The sequence below is a fragment of the Novosphingobium sp. BF6 genome (genome assembly GCF_058273105.1).
This window is the reverse complement of the sequence record NZ_CM177775.1, coordinates 554,559-571,327: the sequence shown is the minus strand read 5'-3', so window position 1 is coordinate 571,327 and position 16,769 is coordinate 554,559. Positions and strand designations below refer to the sequence as shown.

The 16,769-nt window shown below is 65.5% G+C and carries 10 protein-coding genes; 3 read left to right on the top strand and 7 right to left on the bottom strand.

Annotated features, from left to right (window positions below; genetic code table 11):
* The first annotated feature begins 368 nt into the window (after positions 1 to 368).
* Positions 369 to 4,526 carry a DNA-directed RNA polymerase subunit beta gene (gene rpoB, locus AC4D6D_RS02835; protein ID WP_147216374.1) on the top strand — a complete coding sequence of 1,386 codons (4,158 nt, stop codon included), beginning with the start codon at positions 369 to 371 and terminating at the stop codon, positions 4,524 to 4,526.
* Positions 4,527 to 4,619: 93 nt separating this feature from the next.
* A complete protein-coding gene (gene rpoC / locus AC4D6D_RS02830) occupies positions 4,620 to 8,912 on the top strand; it encodes a DNA-directed RNA polymerase subunit beta' (protein ID WP_491326414.1) in 4,293 nt (1,430 codons plus the stop codon).
* A gap of 432 nt (positions 8,913 to 9,344) precedes the next feature.
* Here rpoC and AC4D6D_RS02825 read toward each other — a convergent pair whose 3' ends face one another.
* Positions 9,345 to 10,073: a hypothetical protein gene (locus AC4D6D_RS02825; protein WP_491326413.1), complete on the bottom strand. Its 729-nt coding sequence runs from the start codon at positions 10,071 to 10,073 to the stop codon at positions 9,345 to 9,347.
* A 10-nt stretch (positions 10,074 to 10,083) separates the two neighbouring features.
* Positions 10,084 to 11,211, bottom strand: coding sequence for a flavodoxin-dependent (E)-4-hydroxy-3-methylbut-2-enyl-diphosphate synthase (gene ispG, locus AC4D6D_RS02820; RefSeq protein WP_491326412.1), 1,128 nt, complete (start codon positions 11,209 to 11,211; stop codon positions 10,084 to 10,086).
* A gap of 167 nt (positions 11,212 to 11,378) precedes the next feature.
* Here ispG and AC4D6D_RS02815 point away from each other — a divergent pair, with 167 nt between their 5' ends.
* Positions 11,379 to 12,464: a S41 family peptidase gene (locus AC4D6D_RS02815; protein ID WP_491326411.1), complete on the top strand. Its 1,086-nt coding sequence runs from the start codon at positions 11,379 to 11,381 to the stop codon at positions 12,462 to 12,464.
* A gap of 24 nt (positions 12,465 to 12,488) precedes the next feature.
* Here the strand turns inward: AC4D6D_RS02815 and AC4D6D_RS02810 are convergent, their stop codons facing one another.
* The 5 genes from AC4D6D_RS02810 to AC4D6D_RS02790 are packed head-to-tail and all read right to left on the bottom strand — an operon-like array spanning position 12,489 to position 16,765.
* A complete protein-coding gene (locus AC4D6D_RS02810; protein WP_491326410.1) occupies positions 12,489 to 13,001 on the bottom strand; it encodes a GNAT family N-acetyltransferase in 513 nt (170 codons plus the stop codon).
* On the bottom strand, positions 13,001 to 13,468 hold the full coding sequence (locus AC4D6D_RS02805; RefSeq protein ID WP_491326409.1) for a GNAT family N-acetyltransferase: 468 nt from the start codon (positions 13,466 to 13,468) through the stop codon (positions 13,001 to 13,003). The genes AC4D6D_RS02810 and AC4D6D_RS02805 overlap by 1 nt, the downstream gene beginning before the upstream one ends.
* The gene (locus AC4D6D_RS02800; protein WP_491326408.1) at positions 13,465 to 14,397 is read right to left on the bottom strand and encodes an RDD family protein; all 933 of its coding nucleotides are present in this window, start codon (positions 14,395 to 14,397) and stop codon (positions 13,465 to 13,467) included. Before AC4D6D_RS02800 ends, AC4D6D_RS02805 begins: the two co-directional genes overlap by 4 nt.
* Positions 14,394 to 15,440, bottom strand: coding sequence for a stage II sporulation protein M (locus AC4D6D_RS02795; protein ID WP_147216358.1), 1,047 nt, complete (start codon positions 15,438 to 15,440; stop codon positions 14,394 to 14,396). Before AC4D6D_RS02795 ends, AC4D6D_RS02800 begins: the two co-directional genes overlap by 4 nt.
* Entirely contained in the window at positions 15,437 to 16,765 is a 1,329-nt protein-coding gene (locus tag AC4D6D_RS02790) for a DUF58 domain-containing protein (protein ID WP_491326407.1), read from the bottom strand. The genes AC4D6D_RS02795 and AC4D6D_RS02790 overlap by 4 nt, the downstream gene beginning before the upstream one ends.
* Positions 16,766 to 16,769: the final 4 nt, after the last annotated feature.

The following is a 16,769-nucleotide window of genomic DNA, read 5'->3' as shown; positions in this document are numbered from 1 at the left end:
ACCATTCCCGCCGCTTGCAGGCATGCCCCCCTCCACCGAACCGGCCCGCCTCCCCTTCCCGCCGCGAAACGCGCGGAAATGCGCCGCCCCGTTTGACAGAGACGCCCCCGACTCCTATATGACGCCCTCGCTCGACCGCTTCGAGCAAGGCCGATCCATGCGCGGGGACCGGTCCGGGAAGGAAGCGGAACGGGTTTCATCTGACGCAGAAGGCTGCTGGCCGCATCGGCAAAACCCCCGGTTTTGCGCGCGCGCCGTGCGGCCTTTTGGTGTTTCGGATGGCGGACAAGACGTCCTCGCGAAGACGAAATTTATTCGGGCCGGTCCTTTCGAATCGGCCCCTGAAGCGAAGAGGCAAAGACCAGGTCATGGCCACCAAGCCCGTCGATAATCGCCGCTCCGTCAAGAAGCGGATCCGCAAGATCTTTGGCGACATCCACGAAGTCGTCCAGATGCCGAACCTGATCGAGGTTCAGCGCGAGAGCTACGAACAGTTCCTGCGTTCCGATCCCGCGACCGGCTACGTCTCGGGCCTGGAGAAGACCCTGCGGTCGGTCTTCCCGATCCGCGACTTCGCGGGCACCAGCGAACTCGACTTCGTCCACTACGAGCTGGAAGAGCCGAAGTACGACGTGACCGAGTGTCGCCAGCGCGGCATCACTTATGCGGCCCCGATGAAGGTCACGCTGCGCCTGATCGTGTTCGAAGTCGACGCCGAGACCGAGACCCGCTCGGTCCTCGATATCAAGGAGCAGGACGTCTACATGGGCGACATGCCGCTCATGACCGAGAACGGCACCTTCTTCATCAACGGCACCGAGCGCGTGATCGTGTCGCAGATGCACCGTTCGCCGGGCGTCCTGTTCGACCATGACCGCGGCAAGACCCACTCCTCGGGCAAGTTCCTCTTCGCTGCCCGCGTGATCCCCTACCGCGGTTCGTGGCTCGACTTCGAGTTCGACGCCAAGGACATCGTGAACGTGCGTATCGACCGCAAGCGCAAGCTGCCGGTCACCGCGCTGCTCTACAGCCTCGGCCTCGATTCCGAGCAGATCCTCGACTACTTCTACCAGACCGTGACCTGGAAGCGCGGTTCGGGCGGCTGGCAGCTGCCCTACCAGGCCGAAGCCTGGCGCGGCGCCAAGCCCGCCTTCGACATCGTCGACGCCAAGTCGGGTGAAGTCGTGTTCCCGGCCGGCACCAAGATCTCGCCGCGCGCCGCCAACAAGGCGCAGAAGGACGGCCTTGAGGAACTGCTGATCCCGACCGAGGAAATCTTCGGCCGCTATTCGTCCAAGGACCTGATCGACGAGTCGACCGGCCGCATCTACATCGAGGCCGGTGACGAAGTTTCGCCGGAGAACCTCGAAGCGCTCGACCGCGCGGGCATCGACCAGATCGACCTGCTCGACATCGACGACATCAACACCGGTCCCTGGATCCGCAACACGATGAAGGCCGACAAGGCCGACAATCGCGACATGGGTCTGGAAGCGATCTACAAGGTCATGCGTCCGGGCGAACCGCCGACGAAGGAAACCGCCGAAGCTCTCTTCGCCGGCCTGTTCTTCGACGCCGACCGCTACGACCTCTCGGCCGTGGGCCGCGTCAAGCTGAACATGCGTCTCGGCCTCGACGTCGAGGATACCGTCACCACCCTGCGCACCGACGACATTCTCGCGGTCGTGAAGGAACTGGTCGGCCTCAAGGACGGCAAGGGCGAAATCGACGACATCGACAACCTCGGCAACCGCCGCGTGCGTTCGGTGGGCGAGCTGCTCGAGAACCAGTATCGCGTCGGCCTGCTCCGCATGGAGCGCGCCGTGAAGGAGCGCATGTCGTCGGTGGACGTGTCGACGGTCATGCCGAACGACCTCATCAACGCCAAGCCCGCCGTGGCCGCCGTTCGCGAGTTCTTCGGTTCCTCGCAGCTCTCGCAGTTCATGGACCAGACCAACCCGCTGTCGGAAGTCACCCACAAGCGCCGCGTTTCGGCACTTGGGCCGGGCGGTCTCACCCGTGAGCGCGCAGGCTTCGAAGTCCGCGACGTTCACCCGACCCACTATGGCCGTATCTGCCCGATTGAAACGCCGGAAGGCCCGAACATCGGTCTGATCAACTCGCTCTCGACCTTTGCCCGCGTCAACAAGTACGGCTTCATCGAGACGCCGTACCGCCGCGTGGTCGACGGTCTGGTGTCGAAGGACGTGGTCTACCTCTCGGCCATGGAAGAGCAGAAGCACACCGTCGCCCAGGCGTCGGCTGCGCTCAACACCGACGGTTCGTTCGTCGAGGAACTCGTCTCGGCTCGCCAGAACGGCGAATTCGTGATGAGCCCGCGCGACCAGATCACGCTGATGGACGTTTCGCCCAAGCAGCTCGTCTCGGTGGCCGCCTCGCTCATTCCGTTCCTGGAAAACGACGACGCCAACCGCGCACTCATGGGCTCGAACATGCAGCGTCAGGCCGTGCCGCTCGTGAAGGCGGACGCTCCGTTCGTCGGCACCGGCATGGAAGAGACGGTTGCGCGTGACTCGGGCGCCGCGATCTCGGCGCTGCGCGCCGGTATCGTCGACCAGGTCGACGCCACCCGTATCGTCATCCGCGCCTCGGGCGATATCGAACCCGGCAAGTCGGGCGTCGACATCTACCGCCTGCAGAAGTTCGAACGCTCGAACCAGTCGACCTGCATCAACCAGCGTCCGCTGGTGAAGGTGGGCGAAGTGATCCAGGCCGGCGACACCATCGCCGACGGTCCCTCGACCGAGTTCGGCGAACTGGCCCTGGGCCGCAACGTGCTCGTCGCGTTCATGCCCTGGAACGGTTACAACTACGAAGACTCCATCCTGATCTCCGAGCGGATCGTGAAGGAAGACGTCTTCACGTCGATCCACATCGACGAGTTCGAAGTCATGGCCCGCGACACCAAGCTGGGTCCGGAAGACATCACCCGCGACATCCCGAACGTCGGCGAGGAAGCCCTGCGCAACCTCGACGAAGCGGGCATCGTCTACATCGGCGCCGAAGTGCACCCGGGCGACATCCTGGTCGGCAAGATCACCCCGAAGGGCGAAAGCCCGATGACGCCGGAAGAAAAGCTCCTGCGCGCCATCTTCGGTGAAAAGGCTTCGGACGTCCGCGACACCTCGCTGCGTCTGCCGCCGGGCGTTTCGGGCACGATCGTCGATGTGCGCGTGTTCAACCGTCACGGTATCGAGGTCGACGACCGTACCCGCGCGATCCAGAACGAGGAAATCGAACGCCTCGCCAAGGACCGCGAGGATGAACGTGCGATCCTCAACCGCGCCACCTACAACCGTCTGAAGGACATGCTCCTCGGCCAGGTCGCCGCTTCGGCGCCCAAGGGCCTCAAGAAGGGCGTGGACATCACCGAGGAACTGCTGGACGAAGTCGAGCGTCACGAGTGGTGGAAGTTCGCGGTTGCGGACGACCACATGCAGTCGCAGCTCGAAGCGGTGAAGACCCAGTACGACCTCACCGTCAAGGCGATCCAGGAGAAGTTCGAGGACCGCAAGGAGAAGCTGGAACGCGGTGACGAACTCGCGCCCGGCGTGCTCAAGATGGTCAAGGTCTTCGTGGCCGTGAAGCGCAAGCTTCAGCCGGGCGACAAGATGGCCGGCCGTCACGGCAACAAGGGTATCATCAGCCGCATCCTGCCGCTGGAAGACATGCCCTTCCTCGAAGACGGTACCCCGGTCGACTTCGTGCTGAACCCGCTGGGCGTGCCTTCGCGCATGAACGTCGGTCAGATCTTCGAAACCCACCTCGGCTGGGCCGCCCGCGGCCTCGGCGCGCGGATCGGCGCGGCTCTGGACGACTGGCGCGCAGCCAACCCGAACCCCGAAGCCGGCCAGCCGCCGGAAGCGGTGCGCGAGCTGCTCAAGGAAGTCTACGGCGACAACTACACCGCCGAGATCGACGCGCGCAGCGACGAGCAGATCGTCGAATTCGCCCAGTCCGTCCGCAAGGGCGTGCCGATGGGTTCGCCGGTCTTCGACGGTGCGATCGAGAAGGACGTCACCGACATGCTCAAGCTCGCCGGTCTCGACGAGTCGGGCCAGGTCGATCTCTACGACGGCCGCACCGGCGATCGTTTCGACCGCAAGGTGACCGTCGGCTGCAAGTACGTGCTCAAGCTGCACCACCTTGTCGACGACAAGATCCACGCGCGTTCGATCGGCCCCTACTCGCTCGTCACCCAGCAGCCGCTGGGCGGTAAGGCGCAGTTCGGCGGCCAGCGCTTCGGGGAAATGGAGGTCTGGGCTCTCCAGGCCTACGGCGCGGCTTACACGCTCCAGGAAATGCTGACGGTGAAGTCGGACGACGTGGTCGGCCGCACCAAGGTCTACGAAGCGATCGTCAAGGGCGACGACACCTTCGAGGCCGGCATTCCCGAGAGCTTCAACGTGCTCGTCAAGGAAATGCGCTCGCTGGGCCTCAACGTCGAGCTTACCAGCCACGACGACAACGAGGACGGCGACGATACGGCGCTGGCGGCGGAATAACGGGATCGGGCGGGGCGTCTCGCGCCTCGCCCACCCAGTTTTCGCTTAAAGGCCTGTCCGCCTGAAGAATTCACCCTCTAGAGGGATAAAACCATGAACGACCTGTCCAAGTTCACCAACCAGATGGCTAAGCCCGAGACCTTCGATCAGATCCAGATCGGTCTCGCCAGCCCCGAGCGCATTCGCTCCTGGTCCTTCGGCGAGATCAAGAAGCCGGAAACCATCAACTACCGTACGTTCAAGCCTGAGCGTGACGGCCTCTTCTGCGCCCGCATCTTCGGTCCCGTGAAGGACTACGAATGCCTTTGCGGCAAGTACAAGCGCATGAAGTACAAGGGCGTCGTCTGCGAAAAGTGCGGCGTCGAAGTCACCGTCACCAAGGTGCGCCGCGAGCGCATGGGCCACATCGAGCTGGCCGCGCCTGTCGCGCACATCTGGTTCCTGAAGTCGCTGCCTTCGCGCATCGGCCTGCTGCTCGACATGCAGCTCAAGCAGCTTGAGCGCGTCCTCTACTTCGAGAGCTACATTGTCATCGAGCCGGGCCTGACCCCGCTCGAGAAGTACCAGCTGCTCACCGAAGACGAGATGCTCGACGCCCAGGACGAGTACGGCGAAGACGCCTTCTCGGCCGGTATCGGCGCCGAGGCGGTGAAGCACATGCTCATCAACCTCGACCTCGAGCAGGAGCGTGCGGACCTTCTCCAGGAACTTGAGACGACCAAGTCGGAACTCAAGCCCAAGAAGATCATCAAGCGCCTGAAGGTCGTCGAATCGTTCATCGATTCGGGCAACCGTCCCGAGTGGATGATCCTGGAAGTCGTGCCGGTCATTCCGCCGGAACTGCGTCCGCTGGTGCCGCTGGACGGTGGCCGTTTCGCGACGTCGGACCTCAACGACCTCTATCGCCGCGTCATCAACCGTAACAACCGCCTGAAGCGCCTGATCGAACTGCGTGCGCCGGACATCATCGTCCGCAACGAAAAGCGCATGCTGCAGGAAGCCGTCGACGCCCTGTTCGACAACGGCCGCCGCGGCCGCGTCATCACCGGCGCCAACAAGCGTCCGCTGAAGTCGCTGTCCGACATGCTCAAGGGCAAGCAGGGCCGCTTCCGTCAGAACCTGCTCGGCAAGCGCGTCGACTATTCGGGCCGTTCGGTCATCGTGACCGGTCCGGAACTCAAGCTGCACCAGTGCGGCCTGCCGAAGAAGATGGCGCTCGAACTGTTCAAGCCGTTCATCTACGCCCGTCTGGACGCCAAGGGTCTTTCCATGACCCTGAAGCAGGCCAAGAAGTGGGTCGAGAAGGAACGCAAGGAAGTCTGGGACATCCTCGACGAAGTCATTCGCGAGCACCCGGTCATGCTGAACCGCGCGCCGACGCTCCACCGTCTGGGCATCCAGGCGTTCGAGCCGGTCCTGATCGAAGGCAAGGCGATCCAGCTGCACCCGCTCGTCTGCTCGGCGTTCAACGCCGACTTCGACGGTGACCAGATGGCCGTCCACGTTCCGCTCTCGCTGGAAGCCCAGCTGGAAGCGCGCGTGCTGATGATGTCGACCAACAACATCCTGTCGCCGGCAAACGGCAAGCCGATCATCGTTCCTTCGCAGGACATGGTTCTCGGCCTGTACTACCTGTCGATGGACCGTACCGGCGAGCCGGGCGAAGGCATGAAGTTCGCGGACATGGCCGAAGTGCACCAGGCGCTTCACGTCGGTGCCGTGACGCTGCACTCGAAGATCGAGGCCCGCGTGCCGCAGACCGACGAGAACGGCGAGCAGTACATGAAGCGCTTCGAGACCACTCCGGGCCGCATGCTGCTGGGCGAATGCCTGCCGAAGTCGCACACCGTGCCCTTCGACGTCGTCAACCGCCTTCTCACCAAGAAGGAAATCGGTGACGTGATCGACCAGGTCTACCGTCACACCGGCCAGAAGGACACGGTGCTGTTCGCCGACGCGATCATGTCGCTCGGCTTCCGCAATGCGTTCAAGGCCGGCATCTCCTTCGGCAAGGATGACATGATCATCCCGGAATCGAAGGAAGCCCTGGTTGCCGAGACCAAGGAACTGGTTGCCGACTACGAGCAGCAGTACCAGGACGGTCTCATCACCCAGCAGGAAAAGTACAACAAGGTGATCGACGCCTGGAGCCGTTGCGGCGACCAGGTGGCGAACGCCATGATGGAAGACCTGAAGGCACAGCCGATCGATCCCGAGACCGGCCGCATGGCCCAGATCAACTCGATCTACATGATGAGCCACTCCGGTGCGCGTGGTTCCCCGGCACAGATGAAGCAGCTGGGCGGTATGCGCGGCCTCATGGCCAAGCCGTCTGGCGAGATCATCGAAACGCCGATCATCTCGAACTTCAAGGAAGGTCTGACCGTTCTTGAATACTTCAACTCGACCCACGGCGCCCGTAAGGGTCTGGCCGACACCGCACTGAAGACGGCGAACTCGGGTTACCTGACCCGCCGTCTGGTCGACGTGTCGCAGGACTGCGTCGTCGTGATCGAGGATTGCGGTACCGAGCGCGCGCTGGAAATGCGTTCGATCGTGCAGGGCGGTTCGACCATCGCCTCGCTCGCCGAGCGTATCCTGGGCCGTACCTTGGCCGAGGACATCGTCGACAAGGAAGGCAACGTGGTTGCGTCGAAGGGCCAGCTCCTCGACGAAGCCGCCGTGGCTGCCATCGAGGCGACCGGTCTCCAGGCTGCCCGCATCCGTTCGCCGCTGGTCTGCGAAGCCCAGCAGGGCGTCTGCGGCAAGTGCTACGGTCGTGACCTTGCTCGCGGTACCCCGGTCAACATCGGTGAAGCCGTCGGCGTCATTGCCGCACAGTCGATCGGTGAACCGGGCACCCAGCTCACCATGCGTACCTTCCACATCGGCGGCGCCGCGCAGCTCAACGAAACCAGCCACCTGGAATCGATTGCTGACGGTAAGGTCGAATATCGCGACATCCCGACGATCGTCGACAAGCGCGGTCGCCGCCTGTCGCTCGCCCGCAACGGCGAGATCGTGGTCTTCGACAGCGAAGGCCGCGAGCGCGCAATGCACCGCGTGCCTTACGGTACGGTGCTGCTCCACACGGACGGCGCCTCGGTGAAGGAAGGCGAACGCCTGGCTGAGTGGGATCCATTCTCGCTGCCGATCATCACCGAAACCTCGGGCGTCGTGAAGTATCAAGACCTGATCGACACCCGCACGCTGACCGAGCAGGTCGACGACGCCACCGGCATGACCAGCCGCGTCGTGACGGAAGACCGTTCGTCGCGCAGCGCGAAGAAGAAGGAAGACCTGCGTCCGCGCATCACCCTTCTGGACGACTCGTCGGGCGAGACCGCGCGCTACATGATGGCGCCGGGCACCACGCTCTCGGTCGAGGACGGCCAGACCGTCGAAGCCGGCGACATCATCGCCCGTGCTTCGCGCGAAGCCGCCAAGACCCGCGACATCACCGGTGGTCTGCCGCGCGTTGCCGAACTGTTCGAGGCCCGCAAGCCGAAGGACAACTCGATCATTGCAAAGGTTTCCGGCCGCATCGAGTTCGTTCGCGACTACAAGGCCAAGCGCAAGATCGCGATCATCCCGGAAGAGGGTGATCCGGTCGAGTACCTGATCCCGAAGAGCCGCGTGATCGACGTGCAGGAAGGCGACTTCGTGAAGAAGGGCGACAACCTGATCTCGGGTTCGCCCGATCCGCACGACATTCTCGAAGTCCTCGGCGTCGAGGCTCTGGCAGAATACCTCGTCGCGGAAATCCAGGAAGTCTACCGACTGCAGGGCGTGAAGATCAACGACAAGCACATCGAGACGATCGTTCGTCAGATGCTGCAGAAGGTCGAGATCACGGCCGGTGGCGACACCACCCTGCTGCCGGGCGAACAGGTCGACTACGAGGAAATGTTCGAGATCAACAGCAAGCTTCCCGAGGGCAAGCAGCCCGCGGAAGGCAAGCCGGTGCTTCTCGGCATCACCAAGGCGTCGCTCCAGACCCGCTCGTTCATCTCGGCGGCGTCGTTCCAGGAGACCACCCGCGTGCTCACGCAGGCGGCTGTCGAGGGCAAGAAGGACTCGCTCATCGGCCTCAAGGAAAACGTCATCGTCGGTCGCCTCATCCCGGCGGGTACCGGCGCCGGCATGAACCGCGTCCGCGTGGCGGCCTCCAGCCGCGACGCTGCCCTGCGCGCGTCCTATCGCCGCATGCAGGAAGCCCTGATCGCCGCCAACACGGCGGAAGAAGAGCACGCAGCCGAACTGGCCCAGGGCCCGGAAGCCGCGATCGGCAACGATCCGCTCGCCGCGGTCGAAGGTGAAACCCATGGTCTGGACGCCGATGCCGGCGATTACCTGATCAAGGGTGATGAGGGCGACGAAGCGTAAGCTTCCCTCTCTCCCGCCTGACAGGCACACGAAAGACCCCGCCGGAGCGATCCGGCGGGGTCTTTTGCTTTACGCTTCGATGGGGGGCTTACGGTGCTCGACCGGCGACATGGTCTGCCCGCGCTGCCACGGGCATAGAGAGGCTACCTTCCGTTCTTCCCGCAAGGCTGGTTTCAGATGGGCAACCCCGAGTCCAAGTTCGTACCGGCCGCGATGGCGTCCGTCATCGCCATGGCTGCGTTCGCAGTCTGGTCCAGCCTTGCGGGGCTCGGCGGGTTCGTCTGAAGGTTTAGGGGAAGTTGAAAGCAGGGGAGCATAGCCCCCCTGCACCCCCGGTACTGTCGGCCTTGCGCCCTGCCCTATCTCTCGGTGCCTTCATTGCAGAGCGAGATGAATGGCTGCGCCGCCTCCGCTCGCAATGACGAATTAGGGTCAATCCCTAAGGAAACGGCCGCCACGATAGCCGTAATAAAGCCCGGTCCCCACAAGCGTCGCGATCAGACCCACCAATAGCGCATCCCAGGTCATCAAGCCCCAGACCACTGCCAAGGGCTTGCCCAGCGCGAGGACATGGTTCCAGTGATGGACTTGCTGAAGCAGGGCAAAGACCGGCCCGGTAAAGAGCGCCATGCGCAGAGTCCGCGCCCAGCCGTTCCAGTAGGCGTCCCTCAGGCCACTGGTCCGGTCTCCCAACAGGCCCCCGATCATCAGCACCATGCCCGGCAGGCTGACAAGGAACAGCAATGCCGAAAGCGCGAACTGCCCGGCAGGCGCCAAGCGCAAGTCGAAGAAGCCGGGGATCGAGCACAGCACCTGCACGAGGAATCCGAGCAGCACCTGCTTCCAGCCGATCCCGGCCAGGCTCCAGAACCGCGCGCCTTCCGCACGATTGGCCCAGAAGCGCGCGGCCAGCAGGGTTGAGAGCACCAACCCCGCCACCTTGATCGAACCCAGCGACATCCGGGCCGGAACGGAACCGAAGGCGGCAAAGGCATCGTGGCTCGCGAACATGCCGAGACGGATCTCGACGACATGCTGCGCGAACTCCGGCAGCACCGCGAGCGCGGGAATGATCGGCGCCAGCTTCCACAGCAAGACGCCGTCACGCAGCGAGGCAAGGAAGGCCCGTGCCTCCCCGCCCATTTGCTGGCTTAGATTCATTCAGCGAGAATCATTCGGCAGCCTGGGCCTGCGCCTCGTTCGCGGCTTCGATCTCGGCGGCCTTGGCCTCGACCAGCTTGACGATATGGTCGAGCATGTCTTCGGACTGGACGACGTGGTCGGTCACGCCCGAGAGGTAGACCATGTGCTTGCCGTTGCCGCCGCCGGTCAGGCCGATATCGGTCTCGCGCGCCTCGCCGGGACCGTTGACGACGCAGCCGAGCACCGAGAGCGAGAGCGGGGTCTTGATGTGCTGGAGCCGGTCCTCCAGCGCCTCGACCGTGCGGATCACGTCGAAACCCTGTCGGGCGCAGGAGGGGCAGGATACCACGCGCACGCCGCGCGTGCGCAGGCCCAGCGCCTTGAGCATCTCGAAACCGACGCGCACTTCCTCTTCCGGCTCGGCCGAGAGCGAGACGCGCAGGGTATCGCCGATGCCGGACCAGAGCAGCATGCCCATGCCGATCGAGGACTTCACGGTGCCGCCGATCAGACCGCCCGCTTCGGTGATGCCGAGGTGCAGCGGGCAGTCCACCGCCTCTGCCAGCCCCTGATAGGCGGCGACGGCGAGGAACACGTCGCTGGCCTTCACCGCCACCTTGTATTCGTGGAAGTCGTGGTCCTGGAGCAGCTTGATGTGGTCCATCGCCGATTCGACCAGCGCCTCGGGGCAGGGCTCGCCGTACTTCTCCAGCAGATCCCTTTCGAGGCTGCCGGCATTGACGCCGATGCGGATCGCGCAGCCGTTGGCCTTGGCGGCGCGGACGACCTCGGCGACGCGGTCGTCGGACCCGATATTGCCCGGATTGATGCGCAGGCAGGCGGCACCCGCATCGGCGGCCTCAAGCGCGCGCTTGTAGTGGAAATGGATGTCGGCGATCAGCGGCACGCGGGCGGCGCGGACGATCTCCTTCATCGCCGCCGTGCTCTCCACGTCGGGGCAGGAGACGCGGATCAGGTCCGCCCCGGCATCCTCGCAGCGGCGGATCTGGTCGATCGTCGCCTTGGCGTCGGACGTGAGGGTGTTGGTCATGGTCTGCACCGTAATCGGGGCATCGCCGCCGACGGGCACACTGCCGACCATGATCTGGCGGCTCTTGCGGCGCTCGATATCGCGCCAGGGACGTACGGAAGACATGCCGCCCCTATAGGCCTTTGCGGTGACGGTTTGAAGCACGATTGCGTGTGAACGCGATCAGCCTTTCGGCTTTCGACGAAGGCACGAAACGCCCCGGCGGGCGCATTTGCCGTTTTGCCCGCGATTACGTCATTCTGGCGTACAGAGAAGACATCCGGAAATCCGCCATGAAGAGCATCCTGCTGAGCCTGTCCCTCGCCTCCGCTATCCCTGCCGGAACCGCCATAGCAGCCGCACCGCCGCCCTGCCCCGCCGTGGCGCCGAACGGCAATGATGCCGCCGCCTGCAAGCTCGCGGACCTGCTGGAACGCATGTTCATCACGCCGGAACAGGGCGCCCGCTACGCCGCCGGCCTGCGCGCGGCTGTCGGTGCAGGCCGCTACACCCGGCTATCGAAGGACGACGCCGCCAAGGCGATGACCGCCGACCTTCAGGCCACGGCGCCAGACGGCCATCTGCATGTCTGGACGGTCAAGCCGGAAGCCCCGGCGCCGGGAACCGCCGCGGCAGCGCCTGCCCGTCCGACGATTCCGATGTTCGAGCAGCCCGGCTGGCTCGCACCGGGCGTGGCCTATATCCGCATCAACGAATTCCCCGACGACGCGGCGACGACGCAGGCCATGGCCGCCTTCATGGCAGATCACGCCGCCGCACGGGCGCTGATCTTCGACTTGCGCACCCATCATGGCGGCGGCTTGCAGCAGATGGACGTCATGTTGCCCTGGCTCTTCGCGAAGTCGACGCGGCTGGTGACGATGGAAAGCCCGCGTGCCGCCGAACAGGAACTCGGCTCGCCGCTGGGCAGCACTCCCTCGTTGAAGCCCGTACCCGACGAACGCATGGTCCGGCGCGAGCACTGGGTCACGCCGAATACCGACCCCCGGCTGCGCGGGGCCAAAGTCTACCTGCTCACCGGCCCCCGCACCGCCTCCGCCGCCGAGCATTTCGCCCTCGCCATGAAGGTCACGCACCGTGCGATGCTGGTGGGGGAGCCGACAGCCGGGGCCAACCATTTCGGCGGGCAAGTCGATCTGCCGGGCGGACTGGCGGTTTTCCTGCCGGTCGGGCGCACTTACGATCCCGCCACCGGCAAGGACTGGGAGGGTGACGGCGTGGCCCCGGATGTGGCCGTGCCCAAGGAACAGGCGCTGGAATGGGCACTGACCGACCTCGGCCTGCCTAAAGCCGAGGCAAAGGCGCTATCGGATTCGCACAAGCCCACACTGCCGATGGAGCGCCGCCAGCGACGCTAGAGCCACCCGCAAGCCCGACGCCCGTCACATCATCCGGGCGTAGAGAAACTCGTCGTCCCGCTGGTCGCCGACCATGAAATAGATATCGGCCACTTTGCCGAAGCCGTAGCGGGCATAGAACTTCTGCGCGCCTTCATTGCCGCTCCACACGGAAAGCTGCATCTCGTCGGCGGCCTGCTCGCGGGCGATCTCCAGCGCCCGGTCCATCAGCGCCGAGCCGATCCCGCGTCCGGTCGTGTCCGGATCGGTATAGAGCTGCTTGAGTTCGATCACCGCCTGCCCCCGCGCATGCTCCGGCCAGCCGCAGGCAAGGACGAGCTTGCAAAATCCCAGCAGCCTGCCCTCCTCCTCGGCGAGCAGCAACCGCATGGAGGGATCGGCGATCTCCTTGACCGCCTTCGCCTCGCTGTGCGATTCCGCGAGGAAATTGCGCAGGTCCTCGGGCGTATACATGTACCCGAACTTCGCGACGAAACTGCGGGTACCGAGATCGGCCAGCGCGGCGGCATGGGCGGGGGTAGCGAAACGCAGGTTCATCACAGGTCCTTGGTCATGCACATCGAGAAGGGATCGTGCTCGTAGCTGCCGAAAGGCGGGCATTCCACGAAGCCGTGGGCGCGGTAGAGGCCGTGGGCGGCGTGGAACGGCTCGGGCCGCCCGGTTTCGAGGCTGACGCGGGCATAGCCACGCGCGCGGGCTTCCTCGATCAGGCGCAGCAGGATCGCCTTGCCCACGCCCCGGCCGCGATAATCAGGCGCGGCGCGCATCGACTTGAGTTCAACGTGCCCGTCATCCAGGTGCTTGATCGCCCCGCACCCGACGACGCGCTCGCCGTCCCAGGCCGAGAAGAACGTCACGTCCGGCTGGCGCAGACGCTCGGCGGGCATCGCATGGACGCTCTCGGGCGGCGACCACTGCCGCATTTCGTCGAGATGGAACTGAAGCAGGTCGAGCACCCTGCGATCGGTCAGATCGTCCTCGACGATCGTGAGGCTACGGGTCATTGCGGGGTCCCGGAAAACTTGTCGGCCTTGCGGCGGCCCATGCGCATGCCCGCTTCCAGCCGCGCGCGCAATTGGGTGTAGTAGTCTTCCAGGAAAGCGCGCTCGTCGTTCCAGCCATCCGTCCGGCCGATCTTGTGGGCGATGGTCTGGTAGACGCTTTCAAGCGACTGCGCGCGGTCGTCGCGCAGCACCCGTTCGAGCGCCTGCAATTCGTATTCGCCGTAGACCGCCAGTTCGGCTTCCTCGAAGCGGTAGCCGCGCCGGGCGGGCGCTTCGGCATGGCGCCCGGCGCGAGGCTCAGGCATCCGCTCGCGGCTGACCGAAAGCGCGGCCTCCAGCTTGCGGCGCGGGCGCTCCACCACCCAGGTCCCGGCGATCACGTCGCCCGCGCGCAAGGCATCGCGGTTGAACAGCGGGAACAACAGGAAGATCGCGAACCAGCCTGCCGCTGCCAGCCAGCCCAAGCCACTATCCGCACCCGCCTGCACAATGAAGATGATCGGCAGGAACAGCTCGACATCGCGCAGCAGGTTGCGGGCGATCACCATCTCGGCAGTGAGACGGCCGCCGTCGCGCGCGGCGATGCGGATGCCGGATATCCGCTTGCCCGGCGTCGCGCCGCGCGGACCGAGTTCGAAGAACAGGAAATAGGCGTTGCGGAACAGGAACATGATGACGATCCAGACGATCACCAGAAACTGCAGCGCATGGCCGAGGGCGTTCTTCTGTCCGATCTGGTGCTCGAAGGCCGCCACGCCCCCCGCCATCAGGATCAGCGCCATCGTGGTCAGCCCGATCAGCAGCGATATGAACGTGAGGTCGAGCAGCAGCGCGCCGAGGCGCGAGCCCCGGCTGCCGACGGTGACGGGCACCGAGATGCCCTCGGGCGTCGTCAGCACGCGGTCGCGCGAGCGGTGGCTGCGTCTCATGCCGCCCTCACTTTTCCGAGATTCCCGCGAAAGGCGAAGAAATAGGCACACCATAGCGAGAGCATGAAGCCGCCGATGACGAAGCGCCCGAAAGTCTGGTCCACCATCTGCCGCGCGAAGCCTTCGAGCAGTGCGGCGACGATCAGCATCAACACCACGCCGGTCATGACCAGCGCCGATCGGCGGCCTGCCTCCGACGCGGCCTGAAGGATCGGTCGGTTACCCGGAAAGGCCAAAGCCCTGCCGATATGCAGCCCGGCGCCTCCCGCGAGCAGAATCGCGAAAAGCTCGGTCGTGCCGTGGACCGCCAGCCAGCCCGCGAAATCGACGAGCAGCCCGGCGCCGCTGTAGAGCCAGAGCATCGCCCCCAGCGAGGCCATGTTCTGGACCAGCAGCATCAGCGAAGGCAGCCCGAACGCGAAACCGAGCGCGAAGGCGAGGATCGAGACTTGCGCATTGTTGCTGAACAGCTGGGCGGCGAAGACGCTCATACCGGGCCGGTCAGCCTCGCCGAACAGGGTCCCGCGCAAGGCCTGCGGCGTCGCGCCGGGCACCCGGCTGCCCGCCATGTCGCCGCCCACGAGCGCGTGATACCAGTTCACATCGTGCGCCACGAGCAGCCAGCCCACGGCAACGCCCGCAACCATGACCGCCAGCGCCACCGCGAGGTCGATCCAGATCGCCCGGACCGCCGCGCTCCAGCCGCCGCCGAGGAAGCCGCGCAGCCAGTCCCACAGCGAGGTGCGCGGGCCGTAGACGACGAACCACGCCCGCTGCACCAGCACTTCGAGATAGGCCAGCGTCGCCGCGTCGAGCGACGTCTCGCGAGCGATCGACAGGCTGGAGGCCACCGTGCGGTAGAGGCCGGGCAGCGCCAGCAGGTCCTCGTCGGAGAGACGGCGCAACCGGCCTTTCTCCATGCGGGTGACGATCGCCTCCAGTCGCTGCCAGTCGGCCTCGCGCTCCAGGCGGAAACGGTCGGAGCGCAGCGCGGCACTCTCGATGGCGGAAACGGAATCGGGAAGCAGACTGGCGGCGTTCATCCGATCGCTCCCGATCGCTTGATTTCGAGGTAGGCGTCGATCAGGCGGGTGCCGATCGTGTGATAGGGCGCCTCCACCACATCGACGCCGAGCTGTTGCAGCTTCTTCGTCACCAGCGCGCGCTGGCGCAGCAGGGTGTCGGCGGAAACCGCCATGGACAGGGTTTCAAGGTCATCCGGCGCGGCGCCGGAGATCGCCTCCAGCTCGTCGTCGGCCATCGTCACGAACAGCACGACATGGCGCGAGACCAGTCGGCCGATCGATTCGATCATCAACTGCGCGCTCGTGGGATCGGTGAAGTCCGAGAACACCACGATCAGCGAACGGCGCTGGAGCCGCGCCGCCAGAGTCGCCAGTGCGAGCGTGAAGTTCGGCTCCTCCGAGCGGTATTCCAGCCCCGCCGCCGCGCGTTGCAGGCGAAAGAAATCGCGCGAGGCGGTGACGAACGGCGTCGTCACTTCGGGCCGCGCCGCGAAGCCGAACAGCGAGACCCGGTCCCCGCCCTTCAGCGCGACATAGCTCGTCGCCAGCGCCGCCGAGACCGCGCGGTCGAGCCGGGGCATGCCCTGAATCGGCTCGCACATGGTCTGGCCGCAATCGAAGGCGAAGACGATCTGGTTGTTGCGCTCGGTCTCGTATTCCTTGGCATAGAGGTGGACGTGGCGGGCCGAGCTTTTCCAGTCGATCCGGCGGCGGTCCATGCCCGGCTGATATTCGGCCAGCGATTCGAACTGGGTGCCCTCGCCCCGGATGCGGCGGGCGATCAGGCCGAACTGCGCGTCCTTGAGGAACGTCTGCAAGGCGGGCGAGCGCACCGCGGCGATATTCGGCCAGACCCGCACCTCTTGGCCGAGATCGCCCCGGAACTGCCGCGCGCCGAGGCCCAGCGGCCCGGTCCAGCGCAGCCAGGTCCCCGCGATCCGCCCGGTGCCGCGCCGCGAGGCCCGCAAGGTCAGCGCGCCGCGCCAGCCCTTGTCTCGAAGCGCCAGCGGCAGGCTCGCGCGGCCACCCGGCGCCAGGCGCGGATCGCATTCCAGCGCCAGCTCGACGCGCGAGGCGCGCGTGCCCGAGAGATCGAGCGCGGCAGTCACTTCGAACGGCGCCCCCACTTCGACATCGCCCGGCACCGCAACGTTGAGATCGCCCAGCCGTCCCGCCAGCAGCGCATCGACGACGATCAGCGCCAGCACCAGCAGCCCGAAGACCGGCGCCGCGATCCAGGCCTCGGGCCGGGTCGCGCCGATCACCAGCGCGACCGGCGCGGCCAGCGCCAGCAGCCCGGCCGCGCGCGCGGTGGGAACCAGAGGGGCGGAGCGCAGGCTCATGATG

Bases quoted from the DNA above. Each gene is read 5' to 3' on its own strand.
- rpoB (WP_147216374.1), top strand. From the start codon at position 369: ATGGCCACCAAGCCCGTCGATAATCGCCGCTCCGTCAAGAAGCGGATC.
- rpoC (WP_491326414.1), top strand. From the start codon at position 4,620: ATGAACGACCTGTCCAAGTTCACCAACCAGATGGCTAAGCCCGAGACC.
- AC4D6D_RS02825 (WP_491326413.1), bottom strand. From the start codon at position 10,073: ATGAATCTAAGCCAGCAAATGGGCGGGGAGGCACGGGCCTTCCTTGCC.
- ispG (WP_491326412.1), bottom strand. From the start codon at position 11,211: ATGTCTTCCGTACGTCCCTGGCGCGATATCGAGCGCCGCAAGAGCCGC.
- AC4D6D_RS02815 (WP_491326411.1), top strand. From the start codon at position 11,379: ATGAAGAGCATCCTGCTGAGCCTGTCCCTCGCCTCCGCTATCCCTGCC.
- AC4D6D_RS02810 (WP_491326410.1), bottom strand. From the start codon at position 13,001: ATGAACCTGCGTTTCGCTACCCCCGCCCATGCCGCCGCGCTGGCCGAT.
- AC4D6D_RS02805 (WP_491326409.1), bottom strand. From the start codon at position 13,468: ATGACCCGTAGCCTCACGATCGTCGAGGACGATCTGACCGATCGCAGG.
- AC4D6D_RS02800 (WP_491326408.1), bottom strand. From the start codon at position 14,397: ATGAGACGCAGCCACCGCTCGCGCGACCGCGTGCTGACGACGCCCGAG.
- AC4D6D_RS02795 (WP_147216358.1), bottom strand. From the start codon at position 15,440: ATGAACGCCGCCAGTCTGCTTCCCGATTCCGTTTCCGCCATCGAGAGT.
- AC4D6D_RS02790 (WP_491326407.1), bottom strand. From the start codon at position 16,765: ATGAGCCTGCGCTCCGCCCCTCTGGTTCCCACCGCGCGCGCGGCCGGG.